Source organism: Falsiroseomonas sp., assembly GCF_041690465.1.
In the GTDB taxonomy this organism is placed as follows: Bacteria; Pseudomonadota; Alphaproteobacteria; order Acetobacterales; family Acetobacteraceae; genus Falsiroseomonas.
Genome location: NZ_JAWLHG010000046.1, coordinates 15,211 through 38,604, shown reverse-complemented (window position 1 = coordinate 38,604; position 23,394 = coordinate 15,211). Strand labels below are relative to the sequence as shown.

Sequence of the window (23,394 nt, the reverse complement as noted above, 5' to 3'; positions counted from 1 at the left end):
TGGCCGGTGCCGGCGGTCTGCGCCGGCTGCGGCGGCGGGGGCGCGGGGGGCGGCGGCATCGGCAGAGGCGGGGTGGGCGGCGCCTGCGCCACGGCCGGGGCGGGGGGTGCCGGTGTGGGCGGGGTGGGCGCGGGCGGCGCCGGGCGAGGCGGCGGCGTCGGCGCGGCCTGCGGCGCCGGGGCGGGCGCCGGCGGGGGCGGCGGCGGAATCGGCTCAGGGCGCGGCGGCGCCACCTGCGGCGGCGGTGGCGGCGCGGGCTGGACGGGTGCCGGCGGCGCCGGCACGGGCGGGACCACCGCGGCGGGGGCCGGCGGCGGCGGGGGTGGCGGCGGCGTGGGCTGCGGCGGCTCCGGCCGCGGTGGCGCGGGAGGTTCGGGGGGCGCGGGCTCTGGCGGCGTCGGCTCGTCGGGCGCAGGCGCGGGCGCGGGCCGTTCGCCCTGCGCCTGCTGCGGCGGCACCGGCGCGGTGAACTCCACCGTCACCGGCACTTCCACCGGCGCCGGCAACGGCTGCACCTGGCCATAGATGAAGCCCGCCAGGGCCAAGGCGGCATGCAGCCCGAGCGAGACGCCGAGCCAGCGGCGCAGCCGCCGGTCCTCGGGGTCCGCGCCCAGTGTCAGTGTCGCCACGCCGCTCATCGTCGAGGCGCTCAGCGCTGCCCCGCGGGGCGGGCGGGTGCGGTCGGCTGCACGCCCGGTGGCACGCCTTGCGGCTGTTCGGCCAGCAGCGCCACGCGCGGGAAGCCGGCAGCGCTGACGGTGCCCATCACTTCCATCACGCGGCCGTAGCTGATGGCGCGGTCGCCGCGCACGAAGATGCGGCGCTCCGGCTGGTCGCGCGGCTGGTTGGCCAGGATCGCCTGCAGCTGCGCCACCAGGTTCTCGAGCGGGACCTCGCTCTCCTGCAGGAAGATGCGGCCCTCGCTGTCCACCGTGATGGTCAGCGGCTCCTGCTGCTGGTTGAGCGGCTGGGCGTTGGTGCGCGGCAGGTCCACCGGCACGCCGACCGTCATCAGCGGCGCGGCGATCATGAAGATGATCAGCAGCACCAGCATCACGTCCACCATCGGCGTGACGTTGATCTCGCTCATCGGGCGGTAGCGGCTGCGCGCGCCGCCGTTGCGCCCCATCAGCCCCCCGGCCACGGCGCGCTACTCCGCCGCCGTCGCGGCCGCGCGCGGGCGGGCGGGCTCAGCCGCCGCCTCGGTCTGGCGCGAGAGGATGGCGGAGAACTCCGCCGCGAAGGCCTCCAGCCGCCCGGCGAAGCGGCCGAAATCGGAGGCGAACTTGTTGTAGGCGATGGTCGCCGGGATGGCCGCGATCAGCCCGATCGCGGTGGCGAACAGCGCCTCGGCGATGCCGGGCGCCACGATCGCGAGGCTGGTGTTCTGCATGCCGGCGATGGCGCTGAACGAGTTCATGATGCCCCAGACCGTGCCGAACAGGCCGATGAAGGGCGCCGCCGAGCCGATGGTGGCGAGGAACACCATCCAGCGCTCCAGCCGCTCCATCTCGCGCCCCATCGCCACCGTCATGGCGCGCTCGACGCGTTCCTTGGTGCCGGTGACGGCGAGCTCCGACCCCAGGCCGCGGCCGGCCGAGCGCTTCCACTCCCGCATGCCGGCGCCGAACACCGCGGCCATCGGGTGCGAGGGGTTCTCGCCCTCCTGCACATGCAGCTCGTCGAGGCTGCCGCCGGACCAGAAGCGATCCTCGAAGGCATCGGCGCTGCGGCGGATGCGGCGCATCGTGGTGGCCTTCTCGAACACGATCGCCCAGACCCAGATCGAGGCCAGCAGCAGGCCGATCATCACGCCCTTCACCACCCAGTCGGCCTGGAGGAACAGGCCCCAGAGCGAGAGGTCGTGCGCCACCGGGGCGAGAGCAGCCGTCGTCACATTGCCCAAGACCCGGGCCTCCTCATCCTCTTGGGCCGCCATGCGGCGGCCCCCCTCACACGCCGGGCGGGCCGCTTCCGCGCCCTTGGCTCCGCGGCACCAGCCGCGGCGCCCGTTCGGGCGCTCGGCGCGCCCTTGCCGAAGGCACGCCTCGGCGTGACGCGCCGCCAGCCTTCCTGCCCGTCAGGCGGCCGCGCCGCCCGACACCAACTCCGCCAACGCGCTCCGCCACGGCTCGGGGATCCTGGCAGGACGCAGGTCTTCCGTCCCGCCGCCCGAGGCGCCGCGCACGCAGACCAGCCCGACGGCGAGCCGTGCCAGCTCCGCCCCGTCCGCCTCGCGCAGCACAAGCTGGTCGAGGTCGAGCGTGGCGGCGCCCATGGCACGAACCCGCGTCTCGACGATCAGGGGCTCGTCCAGCCGGGCCGGGCGCACATACGCCACTTCGATGCGCCGCACCACAAGCATCGCATTGTAACGCTCCATCAGAAGTGCATGGGGCAAGTGCATGGAACGCAAGGATTCGGTTCGGGCCCGTTCGGCCCAGCGCAGGTAATTGGCGTGATAGGCGACGCCCCCCGCATCGGTATCCTCGAAATAGACCCGGACAGGAAAACGGTGCGCCCGTGTCATTCCTGGGGCGGGTCCGGCGGCATCGAGGCCAGGAGGTCCATCTGCGCCCCATATCCGGCCGGCGGCGCCAGGCCGAGATGCCGCCAGCCGGGCTCGCCGATCATCCGCCCGCGCGGGGTGCGCAGCACCAGGCCTTCCTGGATCAGGAAGGGCTCGATCACCTCCTCGAGCGTGTCGCGGCTTTCGGCCAGCGCGGCGGCCAGCGTCTCCACGCCCACCGGGCCGCCGCCGTGATGCTCGACGATGCGGCGGAGATAGCGGCGGTCCTGCGCGTCGAGCCCCAGGTGGTCCACCTCCAGCCTGGCGAGCGCGGCATCGGCCATGGCGCGGTCGGCGGCGCGCCCGGCCGCCTGGGCGAAATCCCGCACCCGGCGCAGCAGCCGCCCCGCGACGCGCGGCGTGCCGCGGGACCGCCGCGCGATCTCCAGCGCGCCATCCTCGGCCAGCGCGAAGCCCAGCTTCTCGGCGCCACGGCGAACGATGAGCAGCAATTCGTCCACCGTGTAGAACTGCAACCGGAGGGGGATGCCGAAACGATCGCGCAGCGGCTGGCTCAGCAGGCCCGCACGGGTGGTCGCCCCCACCAGGGTGAAGGGCGGCAGGTCGATGCGCACCGTGCGCGCCGCCGGCCCCTCGCCGATGATCAGGTCCAGCCGGTAATCCTCCATCGCGGGATAGAGGGTCTCCTCGATTGCGGGTTGCAGGCGGTGGATCTCGTCCACGAACAGCACGTCGCGCGGCTGCAGGTTGGTGAGGATCGCGGCCAGGTCGCCCGCCCGCTGCAGGATCGGACCGGACGTGGCGCGGAACCCGACGCCGAGCTCGCGCGCCACGATCTGCCCGAGCGTCGTCTTGCCCAAGCCCGGCGGCCCATAGAGCAGCACATGGTCCATCGCGTCGCCGCGGGCGCGGGCGGCGCCCACGAAGACCTCGAGGTTCTCCCGCAGCGCCTTTTGGCCGATGAAGTCGCGCAGCGTCTGCGGCCGCAGGCTGCCCTCGGTCGCGTCCTCCTCGCTCCGCTCGCCGCCGGTGATGCGGTGCTCGCTCATCGCGGCGCCATCTCCTTCAGCGCCTCGGTGATCAGCGCCTCGAGCGGCACGCCGTCCCCGACACGTTTCGCGGCGCGCCCGACCGCCGCCGCCGCCTCCGGCCGCTTCATGCCGAGGTTGACCAGCGCGGAGACGGCATCCGATTCGACGCCCTGCGGCGCCGCCGCCGCGGCGGCCGGGATGCCCCCTGCCCCGTCGGCCTCCGGCGTCGCGCGGCCGACCGCCCATTTCTGCATCGCCGGCTCGTCGATGATGCGGTTGGCGGTGGCGGCGCCAAGCCCCTTCACCTCCGCCAGCCGCTTGCGCTCCTTCGCCGCAATGGCGGCGGCGAGCTGCGCCGGGGTGAGGCCCGAGAGCACCAGCAGCGCCTTCTGCGGGCCGACGGTCTTCACCTCGATCAGCGCGCGGAAGGCCTCGCGCTCGCCGGCATCGGCGAAGCCGAACAGGGTGATGGCGTCCTGGCTCACGCGGGTCTCGACCAGCAGCCTTTGGGCGCCCTCCTTCGCGGTCAGCTTGTCGAGCGTCTTGCGGCTGCACGCGACGAGGTAGCCGACGCCGTTCACGTCCAGCACGCAGCCACCTTCGTGGACGCTTTCGACGATGCCGCGCAGGGACCCGATCATGTCGCAGCCCTCGCCAGCGCCGCGGCATAGGCGTTGCCGGTGGAGCGGTGATGCGCATGGCAGATGGCGATGGCCAGCGCATCGGCCGCATCCGCGCGCTTGAAGGTGACGCCCGGCAGCAGCTGGCGGACCATCGCCTGCACCTGCTCCTTCGCCGCGTGACCGGTGCCGACCACGGCGCGCTTCACCTCCATCGCGCCGTATTCGCGCACCAGGACACCCGCCAGCGCCGGCGCCAGCAGCACCACCCCGCGCGCCTGGCCGAGCTTGAGCGCACTTTGCGGGTTGCGCGCGACATAGGTGTGCTCCACCGCCGCCTCGTCCGGCGTCCATTGCGCGATCACCTCGGCGAGACCGCGGTGCAGCACCAGCAGGCGGGCGGCGAGCTCATCGCCCGGATGGGTGGAGACGACCCCATCGGCGAGGAAGCGCAGCCGGAAGCCATCATGCTCCACCATCCCCCAGCCGGTGTGCTGGAGGCCAGGATCGAGGCCGAGGATGCGAATCGGGGCATGCGCCATGCGCCGTTCCTAGCAGAATGCGCCAGCGGCGCCCCCTCGCCCGCGGGACGGCATCTATGCCGTCAGCTTCTCCATCGCCGCCTCGTCCACCTCCAGGTTGGCGAAGACCTGCTGCACGTCGTCATGGTCGTCGAGCGCGTCGAGCAGCTTCATCACCTCGGCCGCCTTCTCCTCGTCCAGCGTCAGCGTGGTGGAAGGCCACCATTCCAGCCGCGCCGCCTCCGCCGTGCCGAACTTCGCTTCCAGCGCGTCGCGCACCGCGGCGAAATCCTCGACGCTGGAGGAGACTTCGTGGCCGTCCTCGGTGCTCTCCACATCCTCGGCACCGGCCTCGATCGCGGCTTCCAGCATGGTGTCGGCGTCCGCCACCGCGGCGGGATAGCGCAGCACGCCCTTGCGCTCGAACTGGAAGGAGACCGACCCCGTCTCCCCCAGCGCGCCGCCGCCCTTCGCGAACATCGAGCGCAGGTCGCCGCCGGTGCGGTTGCGGTTGTCGGTGAGCGCCTCGACGATCACCGCGATGCCGTGCGGGCCGTAGCCCTCGTAGCGGACCTCCTGGTAGTCCTCCCCGGCGGCACCCTGGGCGACGCGCTTGATGGCGCGGTCGATGGTGTCGCGGGTCATGTTGGCGGTCAGCGCCGCCTTCACCGCGGCGCGCAGCCGCGGATTGTGCGCCGGGTCGGGCAGGCCGGTCTTGGCGGAGACGGTGATCTCGCGGATCAGCTTGCCGTAGGCACGGGCGCGCTTGGCACCCTGCACCGCCTTGCGGTGCATGACGTTCTTGGCGTGGGAATGGCCGGCCATGGCCAGGAAGCTCCGTCTCTGTCTCGGTCCGGGGGTTCGCGCCGCCCCTATACCGGTCCCGGCGCCCGGCCGGCAAATCTGCCCCGACGCAGCAAAAACATTGCGTGATCTCAACCAGTGGTTCACCAGTCCCGCGCAATGTGGCCGACATGGCAGGACCTGTCCGCCCCTCGCAGCCCACACATGCCGTGCCGGCTGCCATCGGCCTCCTCACCGCGCTGCTGGCCGGCGCGGCGCTTGGCGCGATCGCGCTGCAACACGGCGCCGCCTCCGCCGACGCATCGCGCCACGCCCTCGCGGGGGCGGCGGTGTTGGTGCTGGCGGCCTGCGTAGCCCTGGCGGCGACCGCGCTGACGCGGCGGCGAAGCCCGGGCGAGGCGCAGGCGCCCGCGCTGGAGGACCCGCTGACCGGGCTGGCGAGCGACGCCGGATTCCGCCAGCAGCTTTGCGAAAGCATCGAACAATGCCGCCGGCGTGGCGGCCAGCTCGGCGTTCTGGTGCTGAACCTGCGCCATTTCCGCGAGGTGAACGAGCTGCATGGGCGCGCCGGCGGCGACCTGGCCTTGCGGCTGATCGGCGCCCGGCTGCGCAACGCCGTGCGGCGCCAGGATCTGGTGGCACGGCTGGCCGGCGACCGCTTCGCCGTGGTCCAGATCGACCTGCAGGAGCCGGCGGATGCGCGGCGCCTGGCCGACCGCCTGGCCGTCGTGGTGGCCGAACCGCTGCCGCTGGATGGCGGCATGGCGGTGACCGCCGCCGACATCGGCATCTCCGTCGGACCCGCGGAGGGCACCGAGGGCTGCCTGCTGCTGACCCGCGCCGAGGATGCTCTGGCCGTGGCGCGCGCCGCCCCTGCCCCGTCCATCCATTGCTTCGCCCCCGACCAGGAGGCGATGCTGCGCGAGCGCCGCCAGCTGGAGCGCGACCTGCGCGAGGCGATCGACCGTGGCGCGTTCCTGCTGCACTGGCAGCCGCAGCGCCGGCTGGCCGACGGCGCACTGATCGGGTTCGAGGCGCTGCTGCGCTGGCCGCACCCGACGCGCGGCCTGATCCCGCCCGACGCCTTCATTCCGCTGGCCGAGGCGACCGGGCTGATCGTGCCGCTCGGCGCCTGGGTGCTGCGCACCGCCGCCAACGAGGCGGCGCAGTGGCCCGGCGGGCTGAAGGTGGCGGTGAACCTTTCCGCCGTGCAGATCAAGATGGAGGGGCTGGTCGCCACGGTGGCGCAGGCGCTGACCGAATCCGGCCTGCCACCGCACCGGCTGGAGCTCGAGGTGACCGAGAGCGTGCTGATGCAGGACAGCCAGCAGGCCGCACGCGTCATGGCCGGCCTGCAGGCGCTCGGCGTCTCCATCGCGCTCGACGATTTCGGCACCGGCTGGTCGAGCCTGGCGTATCTCCGCCGCTTCCCCTTCGACGAGCTGAAGATCGACCGCTACTTCCTGCGCGACCTCGATGCCGACCCGCGGGTGGAGGCGGTGGTGATGGCGATCCTCGGCCTCGGCCGGGGCCTGGGCATCCGCGTGGTCGCGGAAGGCGTGGAGACGCAGCAGCAGGCCGACCGGCTGCTGGCGATGGGCTGCGAGCGTGGCCAGGGCTGGCTGCTCGGGCGCCCGATGCCGGCCGAGCAGGCCCGCGCGCTGATCGGCGCGGAGGCCGCCGCGCCGAAGCACCGCGCCGTCGCCTAGAGCCGAGTTGCCCGGACTGTGCCCGGACAACTCGGGTCCAGCCATTTCGAGCCGGCGATTCACGCCCTGGCGTGCCCGCCGGCGGCGTGCACACCCAGGCCGATCGCGGGCTAAGGCTGCCGCAGATCGGTGCCGCCTCGCGGCGATGATCAGGGCAAGGAGAGAATGCCGCGCAGCTCCGACAGGGCGCGGATCGCCGGCACACCCTCGGGCAGCCAGGCCGGTGCCGGCTCATGCAGCAGCGCGACCACCTTCATGCCGGCGGCGCGCGCCGCCTCCACGCCCGCCGCGCTGTCCTCCACCACCAGGCAGCGCGCCGCCGGCGTGCCCATGGCGGCGGCGGCGTGGAGGAACAGGTCCGGCGCCGGCTTCCAGGCGCCGACCTCATAGGCGCTGAAGACCCGCCCGGCGAAGAAGCGCGCGAGGCCCGTCATCTCGAGGCATAGTTCGATCTTGGCGCGCGGCGCGTTGGAGGCGACGCAGGCCGGATGCGGCAACGCCCCGAGCAGCGCTGCCGCCCCCTCGATCTCGCAGAGACGCGTGCGCAGCAGCTCGGCGCTGCGCGCCCGGAAGGCGGCTTCGAAATCATGGCGCAGGGCGCCGAAGCGCGCCTCGAGTTCGGCGATGCAGGTGGCGAGCCGGCGGCCGCGGAAGGCGACCAGGATCTCGGCGGGCTCCTGCTTCCAGCCATGACCGGCGAGAAGTTCGGCGAAGACCTCCGCCTGCAGCCCCTCGCTGTCCACCAGCGTGCCGTCGCAGTCGAAGATCACCGCCTCGGGCGTCATGGCGGGGCCACTACACCGCCGGCATGGCCGGGCTGAGGCGCCCGCCCATCCGCAGCGGCGCGATGCGGCGCGCCAGGCCGGTCGCGTCGTCGGTCTCGACGAAGACACCGGAGATGGTGGCCTCGCCCTCGGCAGGCGCGAGGCGCTCGCCGGGCACCTTCTTCCAGAAGCGCAGCGAGGCGCCGCCCTTCTCCATGCCGATCACGCTGTCGTAGTCGCCGCACATGCCGGCATCGGTCATGTAGGCAGTGCCGCCGGGCAGGATCTGGTGATCGGCGCTCGGCACATGGGTATGCGTGCCGACCACCAGCGAGAGCTTGCCGTCGAAGCTGTGGCCCATGGCGAGCTTTTCCGAGCTGGCCTCGGCGTGGAAATCGAGCACCATCGCCGCGACCGTGCCGCCCTGCCCCATCCGATGCGCCGCGATCGCCTGCTGCACGCCGCGGAAGGGATCGTCGAGCGGGTCCATGAACAGCCGGCCCATCGCATTCATCACCAGCGCGCGCCGCCCGCCGGCGAGGTCCACCACCGCCGCGCCGCGGCCGGGCGTGCCCGGCGGGTAGTTCAGCGGCCGCAGCAAGCGGGGTTCCTGCTCGATGAAGGGGATGATCTCGCGCCGGTCCCAGGCGTGGTTGCCGAGCGTGATCGCGTCCGCCCCGGCGGCAAGCAGCGCGCGCGCCATCTCGGGCGCCAGGCCGAAGCCGTGCGAGGCGTTCTCGGCATTCACCACCACGAGATCGAGATGGAGGCTGCGCCGCAGGTTCGGCAGGGCGGCGGTGACCGCGTCGCGACCGCTGCGGCCGACCAGGTCGCCGAGAAAGAGGATGCGCAAGGTGTGATTCAGCCTTCGGGCCAGCGGGAGGGAATGATCAGGCCCGCCTCGGTGGCGATGGCGGTGAGGCGTGCGTCCTCGGGGCCGGCGGGCACTTCGTCAAGCTCCTGGCAGGCATAGGCGCAGCCGAGTGCCGTCGCTCCGGGGAGCGCGGCCAGAGTGCGGTCGTAATAGCCGCCGCCATAGCCGAGCCGACGGCCGGCACGGTCGAAGGCGAGCAGCGGCACCAGCAGGAAGGCGGGCGTGAGCGGCTCGGCCTCCGGCCCCGGCTGGCGGGTGCCGAGCGGGCCGCGGGCGAGGTCGTCGCCGGGACGCCAGCGGCGGAAGTGCAACGGGTTGCCGCGCTTCGGCGTGACCGGCAGCGCGATCGGGTGGCCGCAATCGTGCAGCGCGAGGAGCAGCGGGCGGATATCGATCTCCGGTCCCATCGGCCAGAAGCCGGAGACCACGGCGCCGGGCGGCGGGGGCACCTGGCCGAGCACGATGTCCACCAGCGCGGCACCAAGCGCCGGGTCCATCGCCGCCCGCCGTCCGAGCGCCACCTTCCGGGCCTCGGCCTTCAGCTCGGCGAGCAGGACGGGACAGAATTCCACCGACCGAAGACCCCCAACCAGTCTATGGTGTCGCGGCAGTGCCGCAACCCCCCGCGCCGGGGGAGAGGGAGACATCCCTGGGCCGCGAATGCGGCCCCGCGCGAAGACCGACAGCAGCGCGCCGTCGCGGAAGGCAAGCCACCGGAGGCGACGCCCGCCGTCCGAGGGCATGAAACAGGCGCGAAGCCGCCATGGCCGTGGGCGGTCAGCCCTCCTGAGACCTGCTGTTGCAGGTGGGCGCCAGGTATCCGGACCACGATCCGGACAGAGCCAGCACCCGGAGGATGCTTATTGGCCCCGGGGGTTGAATTGCCGCACGCACCGGGCAGCCTCGCCGACTCTAGTTAGGGTCGGTCGAGGTTCTGGGCAATGCCCTCGATCCGGTCGGCGATGCGCGCGATGCGCTCGGCGAGCTTCGGGTCCTCCGCCGCAGGCGCCGGCGCCTGGCCGCTACGCGCCTGCGCCACCGCCACCTTCAGGTCGTGCACCTCGTCGGCCAGCAACAGCGAGGCGAGCAGCAGCAGCCGGCCTTCGCCGAACTGGCCGCCCATCGCCTTGATCGAGTTCACGCGCTTGTCCACCTCGGCGGCCAGCGCAACCAGATGCGCCTCCTGCCCGTCCTCGCAGGAGACGGGATGGCTGTAGCCTCCGACGCGGACGGTGACCTGACCCATGTGCTAGCCATCCTCCTCGCCGAGCGCGGCACGCAGCCGCGCGATGGTTTCGTCCAGCCGGTCGGCGATCGCCTGCACCTGGGCGCGCGAGACGCCCTCCACCGTGCCGCGCGGCCGGCCGGCGGCGATCGCCAGCCGCTCCACCGCGGCTTCGAGCCGGGCGAGCGCCTGGCCGGTGTCCGTCGCGCCGGACCCGCCGCCCATCGCACCCGTCGTGCGTCCCGACACCTCTGCTCCCGCCACCTGGTGGTCCCCAGCCTCGACGCCCCGGAACGGGGGAGTTGCCCGCGGCGCGCGGCTTGACGGCGGAATCCCGCCTTGCCCGCGGCTTCGCCAACGTCCATCACGCTTTGCATGCGCGGGGCAGCGGGTCAACGGGCGGCCGCACCGGAGGCAGGAACGGAACGCCTGCCGCCGGCGGTGGTGGCACGCGGGGCGGCAGAGGCCCGCGAGATCCTGCGCCAGGCGGCAGGCCGCCCGGTGCTGCTGCTCTCGGCGCCGGGCGCGGCCGGCATGCTGGGTGCGCCGGGCTGGCGGGCACTGCTCGCGCGCGCCGCGGAGGCGGTGCCGGACGCCTGCTTCGCCGATGCGCTATGCTGCGGTGCGGCGCCGGGGCAGGCGCTGGCGGCGCTGCGCGCGGGCTGCCGGATCCTGGTGCTCGATGGCGCCTGTCCGGCCTTCCCGGCGGTGGCCGCGGCCTCGGCGGCGGCCGGGGCGAGGCTGCTGCCGGCGCGGCCGAAGGCGCTCGATGCACAGGAGCTCGACCTGCGGCGGCCGGCCGGCCAGGCGCGGCTCGCGCATTGGTTGGCCGCGCAGACGGATGACAGCGCGCCCTTCCGGCGTTAGATCGCGGGCCACAAGCTGCCGCCGAGACGAGAGGAATCGCCGCAATGCGCCTGACGCCGAAGGTCCAGGAGATCCTGTCCTGGTATGAGAGCGACAATCCCGGGACGAAGGGCAACCTCGCCCGCATCCTGATGCAGGGCAAGCTGGCCGGCACCGGCCGCATGGTGATCCTGCCGGTGGATCAGGGCTTCGAGCACGGCCCCGCCCGCAGCTTCGCGCCCAACCCGGCAGGCTACGACCCGCGCTACATGTTCGAACTGGCACTGGAAGCCGGGCTGAACGCCTATGCCGCCCCGCTCGGCATGATCGAGGCCGCGGCCGGGACCTATGCCGGCACCATCCCGACCATCCTGAAGGTGAACAGCTCCAACAGCCTGTCCACCACCAAGGACCAGGCGGTGACGGCCACCGTGCAGGATGCGCTGCGCCTCGGTTGCTCGGCGATCGGCTTCACGATCTATCCGGGCTCCGAATACCAGTTCGAGATGATGGAGGAGCTGCGCGAGCTCGCCGCCGAGGCGAAGGCGTGCGGCCTCGCCGTGGTGGTGTGGAGCTATCCGCGCGGCCCGATGCTCGACAAGGTGGGCGAGACGGCGCTCGACATCTGCGCCTATGCCGCGCACATGGCGGCGCTGGTCGGCGCGCACATCATCAAGGTGAAGCCGCCCACGGCGGCGATCAGCCTCGATGCCGCGAAGAAGACCTACGAGAAGAACCCGGTCGAGGACGACGCCGCGGCGCGTTTCCGCCACGTGGTGCAGGCCTGCTTCGGCGGGCGTCGCCTGGTGGTGTTCTCCGGCGGCGAGGCGAAGGGCACCGAGGACATCCTGAACGAGGTCCGCGCCATCCATGCCGGCGGCGGCAATGGCAGCATCATGGGGCGGAACGCGTTCCAGCGGCCGAAGGCCGAGGCGCTGAAGCTGCTGGGCGACATCATCGGCATCTACCAGGGTTGATGCCGCAGCGAGGGGGCGCTGCCCCCTCGCACCTTCCGCACGCGCTCAGCCACACGCCCGGTAGGCCAGCCAGCCGAGTTCCCGGCCGTTCGCATCCTCGATGCGCCGGGCATCCACGCAGCGCCGCTCCAGCATGAAGGTACGCAGCCCGAGATCGGGCCGCGTGTCCTGCGGCGCGACCGGGCTGCGGCTGTCCACCACGCCGCGGCCGAGATCGGCCACGCAGCGCTCCTCCCCGCCGCCGGGCAGCAGCAGCCGCGCGCCGGCCTTGCCGTGGTTCATCGGCCAGGCTTCCAGCACCATCGCGCCGGGACGATCCGCGAGGCAGGCGCGCAAGGCCGGTGCCAGCTCCCGCACATGCCGCTCCCAGCCGGGCTCCTGCGCCGCGGCCGGCAGTGCCAGCAGCAGGAGCAGCCCGGCCGCCGGGATCAATGGATCTCGTCCGCCCGGTTCAGCGCCTCGCGCAGCTTCGCCACGGTGAAGCCCGGATCCCTGCAGAGGTCGAGGATCACCTTCTCCCGCCGCGCCATCAGCTCGATCGCGGCCGGCAGCTTGCGCACGGCGTCGTGGGGGATGACCACCGCCCCGTGGCGATCGGCGTGGATCACGTCCTCATGCGCGACATGCATCCCGTGCACGCTGACCTCCTGCCCGTAGCCGACCAGGTGGACATAGGCGTGGCTCGGATTCACCACGCCGGCGATCAGCTGGAAGCCGGGCGCCAGCATGTCGAGGTCGCGGATCGAGCCGTTGGTCACGACGCCCTGCGCACCGAGCGCCTTGTGCACCGCCGAATGCACCTCGCCCCAGAAGGCGCCGGTGCCGGGCGTGTCGTCCAGGTCCTGCAGCACGACGATAGTTGGCAGCGAGGATTTGGCGACATACTCGTACCAGGAGATGCGCAGTGCCCGGTCCTGGTCCTTCGGTCGGCCGGAGGGGGCGGCGGCGCGAATCGTGCCGGTGCGGGCCAGGCCGCAGATCGGCGGCAGCTTCGGGTCGGCGGCGACCATCGGGCGCACCGTGAAGCCATGGCCGCGCCGCTGCGGCACCACCAGTTCTAACGCGTTGCAGATGGTCGGCGTGTCCCACTGCCGAAGCTGCTCGAGATCCTCGCCCGTGAACGGATGTTCCGCCATGGCCCCTTCCCTCCCCTGTTGCGTGGGCGGAGCATCCGCCGCGCCGCCGCCTTCGTCAAACCCGGCGGCCCACCCTGCGTAACAGCTGCGTGGCGACCCTGGACGGCGCGCGACGGCACCGCTACCACGCTGCCGCGATCCGCCGGCCGGCAGCGGCCGAGACCTGACGCATGACAGGAAGGACCAGCCCGTGATTCCGCGTCGCCCGATCCCGCGTCGCCTTGCCTTGGGCGTCGGCGGGTTGCTGCTGCTCTCAGCCTGCCAGACGCCGCCGCGCCGCGCGTCGGAGGATGGCTCGGTCGACCTGTTGACGCTGCTGCGCGACAAGCCCGAGCACAGCCGCTTCGTCAACGCCATCGCGCTGAGCGGCCAGGCCGAGCGGATCGGCCGGCGGAACGGCGCGGTGACGCTGTTCGTGCCGACCAACGAGGCGCTGAACACCCTGCCGCGCGACCTGCTGGCGCTGCTCGACAACCCGCCGGCCAGCCCGACGCCGGAACAGCGCGCGCGCGCGGCGGCGCTGGTCAATGCGAACGCCGCCTTCGGCCTGCTGCGCCTGGCCGACATCCAGGCGCGGCGCGGCCAGGTGGTCACCTGGGACCGCGCGCGCATCCAGGTGAACCCGACCGGCCCGCGCACCGCGACGGTGGTGCGCGACGGCGTGCCGCCCGGCCCGATGCGCCCGGTCGTCGCCATCACGCGCGCCGACGTGCTGGCGAATGACGGCGTGTTCCACGTGCTGTCCTCGCCCATCCTGCCGGCGGCCTGAGGCCGCACGACGCCATCAAACGCCGGGCGCGCGCTCTGCGCGCCTAGCTTCGCGGCGCTCGCCGCGGTGGCCAGTCGACCGCTGTTTCAGCCGGCCGCGGCGAGCGTCCGCCAGATCCGCTCCGGCGTCAGCGGCATGTCGAGATGCGCGACACCGAGCGCATCGCAGGCCGCGCTGACCACCGCCGGCGGCGCACCGCAGGCCCCACCCTCGCCCGCACCCTTCACGCCGAGGTCGTTGATCGGCGTCGGCACGATGTTGAAGTCCACCGCGAAATCCGGCAGGTCGGCGGCGCGCGGCATGGCGTAGTCCATGAAGGTGGCGGTGACGAACTGGCCGCTCTCCGGGTCGTAGCGGGCCTCCTCCAGCAATGCCTGGCCGATGCCCTGGGCGATGCCGCCATGCGACTGGCCATGCACCAGCATCGGGTTGATGACGTTGCCCACGTCGTCCACGGCGGCGTAGCGCACCACCTCCATGCGGCCGGTCTCGGGGTCCACCTCCACCTCGGCGACGTGGCAGCCATTCGGGAAGTTGCACTCGGTGGTGCGCTTGTAGAGCACGCGCTCATCGAGGCCGGCTGACTCGCCTTCCGGCAGCTTCGCCGGATCCAGCGCGGCGGCGGCCACCGCCGGCCAGCTGATGGACAGGTCGGTGCCGGCGACTCGGAAGCGTCCGCCCTCGACCTCCACATCCGCCGCCGCCGCTTCCAGCAGATGGGCGGCGATGCGCTTCGCCTTCGCCAGCACCGCCTCGCCCGCACGCGCGGTCGCGACGCCGCCCATCTGGGACGAGCGCGAGCCGCCGGTGCCGAAGCCCTGCTCCACCACGTCGGTGTCGCCCTGCACCAGCTCGATATCCTCGAACGGGATGCCGAGGCGGGCATGCAGGATCTGCGCGAAGGCCGTCTCGTGCCCCTGGCCGTGGCTGAAGGTGCCGACCACGAGCCGCGCCTTGCCCTCCGGCGTCATCTGCACGCGCGCCCATTCCTGCGGCTGGCCGCCGGAGGCCTCGATGAAATAGCCGATGCCGATGCCGCGCAGCCTGCCGCGCGCCTTCGCTTCCGCGCGGCGCGCGGCGAAGCCTTCCCAATCCGCGAGCTTCAGCGCCAATGCCTGCGTGCCGGCGAAGTCGCCGCTGTCCAGCACGTTGCCCACGCAGTTGGTGTAGGGGATCTGGTCGGTGCGGACGTAGTTGCGCCGGCGGATCTCGTCCTTCGGCAGGCCGAGCTGCGCGGCGCCGAGATCCAGCAGCCGTTCGATGGTGTAGGCGATCTCCGGCCTGCCGGCGCCGCGATAGGCGTCGGTCGGCACGGTGTTGGTGAAGGCGCAGCGCACCTCCATGTTGACCGCCTGCAGGTCGTACACCGTGCCGGCGATGCGAGCGCCGGCGATGGTCGGGATGCGCGGGCCGAAATCCATCAGGTAGGCGCCGACGGCGGCGATGGTGCGCACGCGCAGGCCGAGCGCCTTGCCCGCCGCGTCGAAGGCCATTTCCGCGGTGGTGACGTGGTCGCGGCCGTGCGGGTCGGACGCCATGGTCTCGCTGCGGTCGGCGCGCCACTTCACCGGCCGGCCGAGCTTGCGGGCGGCCCAGAGCACCATCGCGGACTCGGGGAACAGCTTGCCGCGCAGTCCGAAGCCGCCGCCGACATCGGGCGAGACCACGCGCAGCTTCTCCATCGGCACCTTGAAGATGAATTTCGCCAGCATCTCCCGTACGCGGATCACGCCCTGCGTCGGGCTGGTCAGCTCGTAGCGTTCCTGCGCAGCGTTCCACGCGCCGATCGCCACACGCGGCTCCATCGGGTTGCCGACCAGGCGGTTCTGCACCAGCTCGATGCGCACGGTGGTATGTGCTTTCGCGAAGGCTGCATCGGCCTCGGCGGCGCGGCCGTTGGTCCATTGGACGCAGAGATTACTGCCGCGCTCCGGCCAGATCACCGGCGCGTCGGGATCCAGTGCGCGCGCCGTCTCGGTGATGGAGGGCAGCGGGTCGTACTCGACCTCGACCAGTTCCAGCGCGTCCTGCGCCTGGCTGCGGGTCTCCGCCACCACGGCGACGATCGCATCGCCGACGAAGCGCACCGCATCGGTCTGCAGGATGGGCTTGGGCGGGCAGTAGAGCGGCGGCGTGCCCGGCTGCGCCGGAATGTCCACCATCACCGGGCAGAGGCCGAGGCCATCGGCCGCCGCGTCATGGCCCGTCAGCACCAGCAGCACGCCGGGCGCGGTGCGCGCGGCCTCGACATTGAGCGAGACGATCCGCGCATGGGCGTGCGGTGAGCGCAGGATGGCGAGATGCGCCTGGCCCGGCGCCTCGATGTCGTCGGTGTAGCGGCCGCGGCCGGTGAGGAAGCGCACATCCTCCTTGCGCCGCACGGGCTGCCCGATGCCGAACTGATCCATGATCCTACCCCTGAACGAAGTCCGCAGCGGCCCGCCCGGCGACGCGCCCGAGGGCGACCGCGCTCAGCAGCCCGTTGCCGGAAAGATAGCCGGAGGCTTCCGGCCCGCTGACACCGCAGGCAGCGCCGCCCGCGGCGAAGAGATTTGGCACGACGCCGCCATCGGCAAGCCTGACGCGCGCTCGTTCGTCCACAACGATGCCGCCCTGGCTGTGGAAGAGCGTGCCAGTGACGCGCACCGCGCGGAAGGGCGGCGCCAGCGGCGCACCGCGCGACCAGTCGCGGCCGAACGCATCGCGCGCGCCGCGGGCCTTGTGCGCCTCCACCTCGGCGAAGGTCGCCGCCAACGCATCGGCGGGCAGCTTCGCCTTGGTGGCGAGCTCCTCGATGCTGTCCGCGGCAAGGATGGCGCCCTGCGCCTCGGCCTGGCGGAAATCCTCGAACTGGCGGGTGATGCCCGCGATACGTTCGTCGAAGATGTCCCAGGCCAGGCCCTCGCGCTGCGTCAGCACCGCGGCGCCAGCTTCGGAATAGCCGCTGCTCTCGTTCCAGAAGCGATGGCCGTCCAGGTTCACCTGGAACCCGCCCTCCATGATGACGGCCCAGGAGACCAGGATGCCCTGCGGATGCGCGACCGAGCCGTGGCCCTGATGGCCGGTCATGTCGCGCAACACGGCGCCGAGCTGTTCCCCCCATAGCAGCGCCTCGCCCTCGTTCCCGGGATGGCCGAAATAGAGGGCGTCGGCGAGGTCAGGGACGTATTTGCGCACCAGCGCCTTGTTGCCGGCATAGCCGCAGCAGGCGAGCACGACGGCGCGTGCGCCGATGCGTTCCCTGGTGCCATCCGGGCGCTCCGCGACCAGTCCGCGGATCATGCCGGCGGCATCGCGGACCAGCGTGGTGACGCGCGCCTCGGTCAGCAAGGGCACGCCGGCCTGTTCGGCGGCCTGGCGAAGCCGGTCCACAAGCTCCGCACCGCTGCGGCTCGGCAGGCCATGCATGCGGCGATTGCTGTGGCCGGGGTAGTCGAAATCATGCACCACGCTGAAGGGCAGGCCATGGGCATCGGCCAGCCACTCGATCGCCGGCGCGACGTTGTTCGCCACCAGCGCGACCAGGCCCGGATCGGCCTGGCCATGCGCCTTCTTCTGGATGTCCGCAGCGAATTGCGCCGGGTCGTCCGCAATCCCCCGCTCGCGCTGGAAACGCGTGCCGGGCGCGGGGATCAGGCCGGCCGAAAGGCTGGTGGAGCCGCGCGGTACCGGGTCGCGCTCGATCACCAGCGGCTCCACGCCCGCGTCGAGGCAGGAGAGTGCCGCGACCAGGCCGGCCGCGCCGGCGCCGATGATGGCGACCGGTACCTCCGTCTCGAAGGCCGGATCGGCTTCGGTGACGATTCGCGCTTCGGTCATCGCAGTTTCGCCAGCTCCGCCGCGACGCTGCTGATCTCCGCCACCGGACGCAGCGCGGCGATGGCGGTGTCGTGCAGTTCCTGCGTGAAGGCTGCGCAGCCGTCCTCCAGCACAGTCACGTGGAACTCGCGCACATGCGCGCCACGCACCGTGGACGCGACGCCGCCATTCGTCACGATGCCGCTGACCAGCAGCCGGCGGATGCCGACCTTGCGAAGGATCCATTCGAGGCGCGTGGCGTAGAAGGCATCGTAGCCGACCTTCTCCACCGGCAGGTCCGACGGCGCCAGCTCCTCCACCACCTGATGGCCCCAGGACCCCATGACGAAGTCGCCCTTCTTCAGGAAGGGCCGCATCTTCCTGAGGTGCGGGTCGATGAAGGGCTCGCCGCCCTTGCCGGTGAACAGCGTGAAGTGGGTGGAGGCGATCCAGCCGCCCCTGGCGCGCATGGCATCGGCAAGCGGCTTCAGCCGCGCAGGGATCGCCGCGATCGCCGCCGCCGTCTGGCCTGCCTTCCCATAGGCGCCGTTCGGATGGATGAAATCGTTCTGCAGGTCGCAGAGCAGCAGCGCGGTCTGGCTGATCGGGATGTCGTCGGCGGACATGCGCGTCACTCCCGCTCGATGATGAGGTTGCCGAAGCCGTCCACGCGCGCGGTGAGGTCGGGGTCCACCACCACCGTCGCGTCGGGCTGCTCGAGGATGGCCGGGCCGTGCACCAGCGCGCCGACCGGCAGATCCAGCCGCGACCACACGGTCGCGGCGTGCCAGGCGCCGTCGAACCACACCTGCCGCGCACCGCGCGCGGCACCTTCCAGCGTCGCATCGGCGGCGGGTGCCAGGGCGGCCAAGTCGAAATCGGGGCGGATGCCGATGGCCGCGGTGCGCAGCGTGACGATGCGGATCGGCAGGCCGGGCAGCAGGCGGGAGAAGGCCCGCTGATAGGCGGTTTCGAAGGCGTTGCGGATGATCGCCTCGCTGACGCCGGTGGTGCCCTGGATCACATGCACCGGCAGCGGCACGCCGACGGTGTGGGTCTGGCCGGCATAGTGCATGTCGAGCTCGAAGCGGATCTCGATGCGGGAGACGGGCAGGCCGGCCGCCTCCACCACCGCGCGCGCGGCGGCGGCTTCCTCCACCATCCGCGCATCGAGCGCGGCGGCGTCCACGCCATCCAGCGAGAGGTTCAGCGTGCGCACCTGGTCATGGCGCACATCGGCGATCACGCAGCCGATGGCGCTGGTGACACCGGGGAAGCGCGGCACCAGCGCAGCCTTCAGGCCAACCTCCTTGATCAAGGCGCCGACATGCAGCGCGCCGCCGCCGCCGAAGGGAAGTGCCACGAATTTCTGCGGGTCATGTCCCCGCTCGATCGAGACCAGCCGGATCGCGCCGGCCATCTTCGCGTTTGCAACACGCACGACGGCTTCCGCAGCCCGCATCGGATCGAGGCCGAGCGGCTTGCCGACATGCTCACCGAGCGCCGCCTTCGCGCCTTCCACGTCCAGCCGCGAGAGCGCGCCGCCGATCGGACGCTCGGCATTGATGCGCCCAAGCACGACATTGGCATCCGTCAGCGTCGGGCGCGTATTGCCCTGGCCGTAGCAGACCGGGCCGGGCCGGCTGCCGGCGCTTTCCGGCCCGACCTGGAGCAGCCCGCCGCGATCCACATGCGCGATCGAGCCGCCGCCCGCGCCGATGGTGGTGATCTCGATCATCGGCGAGCGGATCACCAGGCCGAAGTCGATCGTCGCCTGCGCCGCCAGTTCCATGCGCCCGCCGGTGACCAGCGACACATCAAAGGAGGTGCCGCCGAGGTCGCAGGTGATGGCGTTCTCGAACCCCGCCGCGCGTGCGATCGCCGCCGCTGCGATCACGCCGGCCGCGGGGCCGGAGAGCGCGGTGCGCACCGGGATGCCGCGCGCCGTTGCGGTGGACATGATGCCGCCGTTGGACTGCACGATGTGGAACTGCCCGGCGAAGCCGGCCTCCCCGAGCCCACCTTCCAGCTTGCCGAGATAATTGGCGACGCCCGGCTGCAGATAGGCGTTCAGCGCGGTAGTGGAGGCGCGCTCGAACTCGCGGATCTCCGGCAGGATTTCAGACGACACGCTGACATGCGGGTTCGGCCAGATCGCGCGCACCGCTTGCGCCGCAGCCTGCTCGTTCGCCGTGTTCGCATAGGCGTTGATGAAGACAATGGCGCAGGCCTCAGCGCCGCGCGCCAGCAACGCGCGCGCGGCGGCCTGCACGGCAGCGATGTCCACGGGCGTGTGGATCGTGCCGTTCGCCAGCGTGCGCTCCGGCACCTCGCAGCGCATGTCGCGCTCGGCGATCGGCGAGAACTCGCCCCAGAGACCCCAGGTGTGGCGACGGTCGCGGCGACGCATCTCCAGCACGTCGCGGAAGCCCTGTGTGGTGATCACGCCGAGCTTCGCGCCCTTGCGTTCCAGCAGCGCGTTGGTGCCGACCGTGGTGCCGTGCACGATCGCCTCGAAGCCCGCCGGCCCGCCGAGCGCACGCAGGCCGGCCATGAACCCGACCGCCTCGTCACCACGGTTGGAGGGCACCTTGGCGGTGCGGAATGCGTTGCGCACAGGATCGAACAGGAACAGGTCGGTGAAGGTACCGCCGACATCCACGCCGACGATTGGCTTGCCGCTCATGGCGTGTATCCGTAGTCGCGTGCCGCGCTTTCCGCGCCGACGAAGCCGAGGCGGATGTCACGTGCCACCGCCTCGCGCGGGCGTGCCTTCGGGTCGCCCCAGCCGCCGCCGCCCGGGCTTTCGAGCCGCACGCGCTGGCCGGCGGCGATCTTCACGCCCACGACCTTGCTCGCCATCGGCGGGCTTTCCCAGCCGGTATCGGTCTGCCAGGCGAAGCGGTTCAGCGCACCGCCCTGCCCGCCGGTGACGCCGAACGGCGCATAGCGCCCGCGCTCGCCGAGCAGCGCGACCTCGGTGATGCCGGGAGACAGCGCCTCGATTTCATAGACCGCGCCGACGCCACCGCGATGCTGGCCCGGCCCGCCGGAATCCGGCCGCAGCGCCCATTGCGTGAACATCACGGGATAGGCGGCTTCCAGGATCTCTGCTGGCGGGATGGTGGCGGTGGAGATCGGGTTGTTGGCGTGATGCAGCCCGTCCGTCTCCGGATTCCCGCCGAAGCCGCCGCCGAAGAAGGAGAACATCACCCAGCGTGTGCCATCCTGCCGCTGCCCGGAGAGCGAGAGCGCGTTGATGGTGCCGAAGGGTGCCGCCGTTGCGCGTTCCGGCACCGCCTTGCCCAGCGCGCCGAAGATCACGCCGATCAGGCGCAGGATGGTCTCGGTGTAGCCCGCCATCGGCCGCGGCGGGCCGGCGCCGAGCAGCGTGCTGTCGGGTATGGCGAACTCGATCGGCCGCAGCACGCCGGCATTCGCGGGCACGTCCGGGAAGGCGTGCTTCAGCGCGACGTAGCAGGCCGCGACGCTGGTGGCGCGGCTGATGTTGATCGGCCCGAGGCAGGCCGGCGAACTGCGCGAGAAATCCAGCATCATCCGGCCATCGCGAATCGTCATGTCGAGCGCGATGGTCAGGCGCTCATCGGTGACGCCGTCATTGTCGAGGTAATCCTCGAAGCTGAAGCTCCCTTCCGGCAGGGTGCGGATCTCCGCTTCCATCAACGCCGCGGCGCGATCGGTCAGCGCGGCGAGGGCGGAGAGCAGCGTCGTCTCGCCCTGCTCCTCGATCAGCTGAACCAGCCGCCGCTCGCCGAGGTCGAGCGCGTTGAGCTGCCCGTTGAGGTCGCCCCAATTGGATTGTGGCACGCGGGTATTGGCGTCGAGGATGTCCAGGATATCCTGCTGCATCACGCCCGCGCGGATCAGCTTCACCGGCGGGAAGCGCACACCTTCCTGGTGGCTTTCCGTGGCGCGCGGGTTGTAGCCGCCGGGCACGTTGCCGCCGATGTCGAGCCAGTGGCCGACGCTCGCGATCCAGCAGAACAGCTTCCCCTGCCGGAACACCGGGCGCACCAGGCGGAAGTCGTTGAGATGCGTGCCGCCCTCGTAGGGATCATTAAAGATGAAGGTATCGCCGGGATCCAGGGGCGTGCCGTTCCGGACACGGCGGATCACCGCCTGCACCGCGAAGGACATGGCACCGACGAAGATCGGCAGGCCCTTGGTACCCTGCACCAGCGTGGCACCGCTCTCGGCATCGTAGATGCCGTGGCAGGCATCGCGCGCCTCGGCGATGATCGGGTTGAAGGCGCTGCGGTAGAGCGTCGCGTCCATCTCGTCGGCGATCTGCTCCAGCCGGCCCTTGAGGACGGCCAGGGTGACGGGATCGAGCGCACCGCGTTCGATGCCGATTGGCTCCAGCGTCATCGCGCGAGCAGCTCCGTCAGCGCCGCGGCTTCCTGGTGCGGGCCGAGGGCGAGCACCGCCTCCTCGATCGCCTGCGCGCGCGCCGCGCCATAGACCGGGTCGGCCAGCTCACGGAACTTCGCCCGCACCTCTGCCTCGGTGTAGGGATCCTCGGTGTCCCCGCGGTTGGTGGTGACCTCCGCGCGGTGCACGCTGCCATCGGCCAGCGTCAGCCGAACCCGTGCCGGCCGGAGGCCGGGAAGCTGCGCGGTGAAGGCCGGATCCTCGTTCACCGTCACGCGCTGCGCCAGCGCCTGCACCGCCGGGTTCTCGCGGGCCGGGCCGCGGAAGGCGGGAACGGTGGCCGCGCCGTGAACGATCGTCGTCGCCAGGGCGAAGGGGATGCTGAACTTGGCAGCCAGCATGTTCGGCGCCAGCGGACTGTCGAGCTGCGCCGCCCAGACATAGGTGTCCACCTCGATGCATCGCACCTGGTCCGCCTGCAGCGCGCCGGTCTTCGCCAGGATCTGCCCGAGCGCATCAAGCGCGCCATGGGTGTAGCGGCACGCCGCATGGCGCTTGAAGTAGTTGCGCGCCACCTCCCAGCGCGTGCCGAGCTCCGCCACCATCTCGTCCGGGCGGAAATCGCTGGCGGAGACATGGCCGAAGATGGTGCCGACGCCGTCGCGCTCGCCCTCGAAGCCGGCGCGCACGAGGTCCCACACGGTGAGGCCGAGCATGTTCGAAACGCCGGCATAGGTGTTCCGCACCGTGCCGCCTTCCAGCATGTTCTTCCGGGATGTGGCGAGGCCGAGCGAGGCGGCCATGTTGATCACGCCGCGGAACTCCGCCGCGTTGGCGCCGTGCAGCTTCGCCACGCCCATTGCAGCACCCAGCGTGCCCCAGGTGCCGTGCGGATGCATCGCGACGTTGAGCTTGCTCGCGATGCCGACGCGGCTGCCGAATTCATAGCCGATGGCGAGCGCCATCAGCAGCGCCGCACCGTCGCCACGTGGCGCCGACAGCAGCGCCGGCACGACATGGATCGCGGGATGGCCGCGCGCATACTGGTTGCCCTCGTCGAGTTCCAGCATCGTGCCGGACGTGCCGTTGAGGAAGGCCGCGGTGCCGGGTCGTGCCGCATGCGGCAGGCCGATCACCGGCGCCTCGCCACTCCCCTCGCGCGCGATCATGCGTGCGGCGAGCGCCTGCATCTCCGCCTCCTGCGCGCCCGCGGCGATGGCGCCGATGCAGTCGAGCAGCGCGAGCCGGGTGCGCTGCGCGACCTCGCCCGGCAGGTCGGCGAAGCGCGTGCGCGCGGCGAAGCTGCTCCATTCCTCCAGCCAGGCCGGCGATGGGGCCGCCATGAGCACCGAGGCCGGCTCCACGCCCTTCGTCACGATCGCCATGGCGACCTCCTCC

The 23,394-nt window shown here is 72.1% G+C and carries 24 protein-coding genes, 1 other RNA gene and 1 pseudogene; 4 read left to right on the top strand and 22 right to left on the bottom strand.

Annotated features, from left to right (window positions below; genetic code table 11):
• The 8 genes and pseudogenes from ACESM1_RS26195 to ACESM1_RS26160 all read right to left on the bottom strand — a co-directional run.
• A pseudogene (locus tag ACESM1_RS26195) lies at positions 1 to 629 on the bottom strand (hypothetical protein); the annotation flags it as partial.
• Between the two features lie 20 nt (positions 630 to 649).
• Complete coding sequence (gene tolR / locus ACESM1_RS26190; RefSeq protein ID WP_372624175.1) at positions 650 to 1,144, bottom strand: protein TolR; 495 nt, start codon at positions 1,142 to 1,144, stop codon at positions 650 to 652.
• 6 nt (positions 1,145 to 1,150) lie between these two features.
• Positions 1,151 to 1,939, bottom strand: coding sequence for a protein TolQ (gene tolQ, locus ACESM1_RS26185; RefSeq protein ID WP_372624174.1), 789 nt, complete (start codon positions 1,937 to 1,939; stop codon positions 1,151 to 1,153).
• Positions 1,940 to 2,080: 141 nt separating this feature from the next.
• Positions 2,081 to 2,530: a YbgC/FadM family acyl-CoA thioesterase gene (locus tag ACESM1_RS26180; protein WP_372624173.1), complete on the bottom strand. Its 450-nt coding sequence runs from the start codon at positions 2,528 to 2,530 to the stop codon at positions 2,081 to 2,083.
• Positions 2,527 to 3,579 (bottom strand): Holliday junction branch migration DNA helicase RuvB, encoded by a 1,053-nt coding sequence (gene ruvB, locus ACESM1_RS26175; protein ID WP_372624172.1) that lies wholly within the window; start codon positions 3,577 to 3,579, stop codon positions 2,527 to 2,529. The genes ACESM1_RS26180 and ruvB overlap by 4 nt, the downstream gene beginning before the upstream one ends.
• Positions 3,576 to 4,202 (bottom strand): Holliday junction branch migration protein RuvA, encoded by a 627-nt coding sequence (ruvA, locus tag ACESM1_RS26170; protein ID WP_372624171.1) that lies wholly within the window; start codon positions 4,200 to 4,202, stop codon positions 3,576 to 3,578. Before ruvA ends, ruvB begins: the two co-directional genes overlap by 4 nt.
• On the bottom strand, positions 4,199 to 4,723 hold the full coding sequence (ruvC, locus tag ACESM1_RS26165) for a crossover junction endodeoxyribonuclease RuvC (protein ID WP_372624170.1): 525 nt from the start codon (positions 4,721 to 4,723) through the stop codon (positions 4,199 to 4,201). Before ruvC ends, ruvA begins: the two co-directional genes overlap by 4 nt.
• A gap of 54 nt (positions 4,724 to 4,777) precedes the next feature.
• Positions 4,778 to 5,527, bottom strand: a complete 750-nt coding sequence (locus ACESM1_RS26160; RefSeq protein WP_372624169.1) for a YebC/PmpR family DNA-binding transcriptional regulator — start codon at positions 5,525 to 5,527, stop codon at positions 4,778 to 4,780.
• Positions 5,528 to 5,676: 149 nt separating this feature from the next.
• Between ACESM1_RS26160 and ACESM1_RS26155 the strand changes: the two genes are divergently transcribed.
• Complete coding sequence (locus ACESM1_RS26155) at positions 5,677 to 7,215, top strand: putative bifunctional diguanylate cyclase/phosphodiesterase (protein WP_372624168.1); 1,539 nt, start codon at positions 5,677 to 5,679, stop codon at positions 7,213 to 7,215.
• A gap of 149 nt (positions 7,216 to 7,364) precedes the next feature.
• On the opposite strand, the gene ACESM1_RS26150 is transcribed toward ACESM1_RS26155, so the two are convergent.
• The 6 genes from ACESM1_RS26150 to ACESM1_RS26125 form a co-directional block, all read right to left on the bottom strand.
• Entirely contained in the window at positions 7,365 to 8,000 is a 636-nt protein-coding gene (locus tag ACESM1_RS26150; protein WP_372624167.1) for an HAD-IA family hydrolase, read from the bottom strand.
• A 10-nt stretch (positions 8,001 to 8,010) separates the two neighbouring features.
• A complete protein-coding gene (locus ACESM1_RS26145) occupies positions 8,011 to 8,832 on the bottom strand; it encodes a YmdB family metallophosphoesterase (protein ID WP_372624166.1) in 822 nt (273 codons plus the stop codon).
• An 8-nt stretch (positions 8,833 to 8,840) separates the two neighbouring features.
• The gene (locus tag ACESM1_RS26140) at positions 8,841 to 9,425 is read right to left on the bottom strand and encodes a 5-formyltetrahydrofolate cyclo-ligase (RefSeq protein ID WP_372624165.1); all 585 of its coding nucleotides are present in this window, start codon (positions 9,423 to 9,425) and stop codon (positions 8,841 to 8,843) included.
• A 179-nt stretch (positions 9,426 to 9,604) separates the two neighbouring features.
• A non-coding RNA gene (ssrS, locus tag ACESM1_RS26135) (6S RNA) lies at positions 9,605 to 9,760 on the bottom strand.
• A 9-nt stretch (positions 9,761 to 9,769) separates the two neighbouring features.
• Positions 9,770 to 10,099, bottom strand: coding sequence for a cell division protein ZapA (locus tag ACESM1_RS26130; RefSeq protein ID WP_372624164.1), 330 nt, complete (start codon positions 10,097 to 10,099; stop codon positions 9,770 to 9,772).
• 3 nt (positions 10,100 to 10,102) lie between these two features.
• The gene (locus tag ACESM1_RS26125) at positions 10,103 to 10,327 is read right to left on the bottom strand and encodes a hypothetical protein (RefSeq protein WP_372624163.1); all 225 of its coding nucleotides are present in this window, start codon (positions 10,325 to 10,327) and stop codon (positions 10,103 to 10,105) included.
• Between the two features lie 192 nt (positions 10,328 to 10,519).
• Here ACESM1_RS26125 and ACESM1_RS26120 point away from each other — a divergent pair, with 192 nt between their 5' ends.
• Complete coding sequence (locus ACESM1_RS26120) at positions 10,520 to 10,945, top strand: hypothetical protein (RefSeq protein WP_372624162.1); 426 nt, start codon at positions 10,520 to 10,522, stop codon at positions 10,943 to 10,945.
• Between the two features lie 44 nt (positions 10,946 to 10,989).
• A complete protein-coding gene (locus ACESM1_RS26115) occupies positions 10,990 to 11,901 on the top strand; it encodes a class I fructose-bisphosphate aldolase (protein WP_372624161.1) in 912 nt (303 codons plus the stop codon).
• A 45-nt stretch (positions 11,902 to 11,946) separates the two neighbouring features.
• Here ACESM1_RS26115 and ACESM1_RS26110 read toward each other — a convergent pair whose 3' ends face one another.
• Together ACESM1_RS26110 and ACESM1_RS26105 are read right to left on the bottom strand one after the other, a co-directional pair.
• Complete coding sequence (locus ACESM1_RS26110) at positions 11,947 to 12,333, bottom strand: hypothetical protein (RefSeq protein WP_372624160.1); 387 nt, start codon at positions 12,331 to 12,333, stop codon at positions 11,947 to 11,949.
• On the bottom strand, positions 12,330 to 13,037 hold the full coding sequence (locus ACESM1_RS26105; protein ID WP_372624159.1) for an RraA family protein: 708 nt from the start codon (positions 13,035 to 13,037) through the stop codon (positions 12,330 to 12,332). The genes ACESM1_RS26110 and ACESM1_RS26105 overlap by 4 nt, the downstream gene beginning before the upstream one ends.
• A gap of 190 nt (positions 13,038 to 13,227) precedes the next feature.
• Between ACESM1_RS26105 and ACESM1_RS26100 the strand changes: the two genes are divergently transcribed.
• A complete protein-coding gene (locus tag ACESM1_RS26100) occupies positions 13,228 to 13,806 on the top strand; it encodes a fasciclin domain-containing protein (RefSeq protein WP_372624158.1) in 579 nt (192 codons plus the stop codon).
• Positions 13,807 to 13,892: 86 nt separating this feature from the next.
• Here ACESM1_RS26100 and ACESM1_RS26095 read toward each other — a convergent pair whose 3' ends face one another.
• From ACESM1_RS26095 to ACESM1_RS26070, 6 genes are read right to left on the bottom strand one after another with little or no spacing between them, the layout of a single operon-like run.
• The gene (locus ACESM1_RS26095; RefSeq protein ID WP_372624157.1) at positions 13,893 to 16,214 is read right to left on the bottom strand and encodes a xanthine dehydrogenase family protein molybdopterin-binding subunit; all 2,322 of its coding nucleotides are present in this window, start codon (positions 16,212 to 16,214) and stop codon (positions 13,893 to 13,895) included.
• Between the two features lie 4 nt (positions 16,215 to 16,218).
• Complete coding sequence (locus tag ACESM1_RS26090; protein ID WP_372624156.1) at positions 16,219 to 17,625, bottom strand: FAD-dependent oxidoreductase; 1,407 nt, start codon at positions 17,623 to 17,625, stop codon at positions 16,219 to 16,221.
• Complete coding sequence (locus ACESM1_RS26085) at positions 17,622 to 18,230, bottom strand: cysteine hydrolase (protein ID WP_372624155.1); 609 nt, start codon at positions 18,228 to 18,230, stop codon at positions 17,622 to 17,624. Before ACESM1_RS26085 ends, ACESM1_RS26090 begins: the two co-directional genes overlap by 4 nt.
• 5 nt (positions 18,231 to 18,235) lie before the next feature.
• Positions 18,236 to 20,290 carry a hydantoinase/oxoprolinase family protein gene (locus tag ACESM1_RS26080; protein WP_372624154.1) on the bottom strand — a complete coding sequence of 685 codons (2,055 nt, stop codon included), beginning with the start codon at positions 20,288 to 20,290 and terminating at the stop codon, positions 18,236 to 18,238.
• Entirely contained in the window at positions 20,287 to 21,993 is a 1,707-nt protein-coding gene (locus ACESM1_RS26075; protein WP_372624153.1) for a hydantoinase B/oxoprolinase family protein, read from the bottom strand. The genes ACESM1_RS26080 and ACESM1_RS26075 overlap by 4 nt, the downstream gene beginning before the upstream one ends.
• Positions 21,990 to 23,381 (bottom strand): MmgE/PrpD family protein, encoded by a 1,392-nt coding sequence (locus ACESM1_RS26070; RefSeq protein ID WP_372624152.1) that lies wholly within the window; start codon positions 23,379 to 23,381, stop codon positions 21,990 to 21,992. Before ACESM1_RS26070 ends, ACESM1_RS26075 begins: the two co-directional genes overlap by 4 nt.
• Positions 23,382 to 23,394 lie beyond the last annotated feature (13 nt).

What these genes read in the sequence shown, in the direction of transcription:
- tolQ (WP_372624174.1), bottom strand. Translation starts at nt 1,939, where the DNA reads ATGGCGGCCCAAGAGGATGAGGAGGCCCGGGTCTTGGGCAATGTGACG.
- ACESM1_RS26180 (WP_372624173.1), bottom strand. Translation starts at nt 2,530, where the DNA reads ATGACACGGGCGCACCGTTTTCCTGTCCGGGTCTATTTCGAGGATACC.
- ruvB (WP_372624172.1), bottom strand. Translation starts at nt 3,579, where the DNA reads ATGAGCGAGCACCGCATCACCGGCGGCGAGCGGAGCGAGGAGGACGCG.
- ruvA (WP_372624171.1), bottom strand. Translation starts at nt 4,202, where the DNA reads ATGATCGGGTCCCTGCGCGGCATCGTCGAAAGCGTCCACGAAGGTGGC.
- ruvC (WP_372624170.1), bottom strand. Translation starts at nt 4,723, where the DNA reads ATGGCGCATGCCCCGATTCGCATCCTCGGCCTCGATCCTGGCCTCCAG.
- ACESM1_RS26160 (WP_372624169.1), bottom strand. Translation starts at nt 5,527, where the DNA reads ATGGCCGGCCATTCCCACGCCAAGAACGTCATGCACCGCAAGGCGGTG.
- ACESM1_RS26155 (WP_372624168.1), top strand. Translation starts at nt 5,677, where the DNA reads ATGGCAGGACCTGTCCGCCCCTCGCAGCCCACACATGCCGTGCCGGCT.
- ACESM1_RS26150 (WP_372624167.1), bottom strand. Translation starts at nt 8,000, where the DNA reads ATGACGCCCGAGGCGGTGATCTTCGACTGCGACGGCACGCTGGTGGAC.
- ACESM1_RS26130 (WP_372624164.1), bottom strand. Translation starts at nt 10,099, where the DNA reads ATGGGTCAGGTCACCGTCCGCGTCGGAGGCTACAGCCATCCCGTCTCC.
- ACESM1_RS26115 (WP_372624161.1), top strand. Translation starts at nt 10,990, where the DNA reads ATGCGCCTGACGCCGAAGGTCCAGGAGATCCTGTCCTGGTATGAGAGC.
- ACESM1_RS26105 (WP_372624159.1), bottom strand. Translation starts at nt 13,037, where the DNA reads ATGGCGGAACATCCGTTCACGGGCGAGGATCTCGAGCAGCTTCGGCAG.
- ACESM1_RS26095 (WP_372624157.1), bottom strand. Translation starts at nt 16,214, where the DNA reads ATGGATCAGTTCGGCATCGGGCAGCCCGTGCGGCGCAAGGAGGATGTG.
- ACESM1_RS26090 (WP_372624156.1), bottom strand. Translation starts at nt 17,625, where the DNA reads ATGACCGAAGCGCGAATCGTCACCGAAGCCGATCCGGCCTTCGAGACG.
- ACESM1_RS26085 (WP_372624155.1), bottom strand. Translation starts at nt 18,230, where the DNA reads ATGTCCGCCGACGACATCCCGATCAGCCAGACCGCGCTGCTGCTCTGC.
- ACESM1_RS26080 (WP_372624154.1), bottom strand. Translation starts at nt 20,290, where the DNA reads ATGAGCGGCAAGCCAATCGTCGGCGTGGATGTCGGCGGTACCTTCACC.
- ACESM1_RS26075 (WP_372624153.1), bottom strand. Translation starts at nt 21,993, where the DNA reads ATGACGCTGGAGCCAATCGGCATCGAACGCGGTGCGCTCGATCCCGTC.
- ACESM1_RS26070 (WP_372624152.1), bottom strand. Translation starts at nt 23,381, where the DNA reads ATGGCGATCGTGACGAAGGGCGTGGAGCCGGCCTCGGTGCTCATGGCG.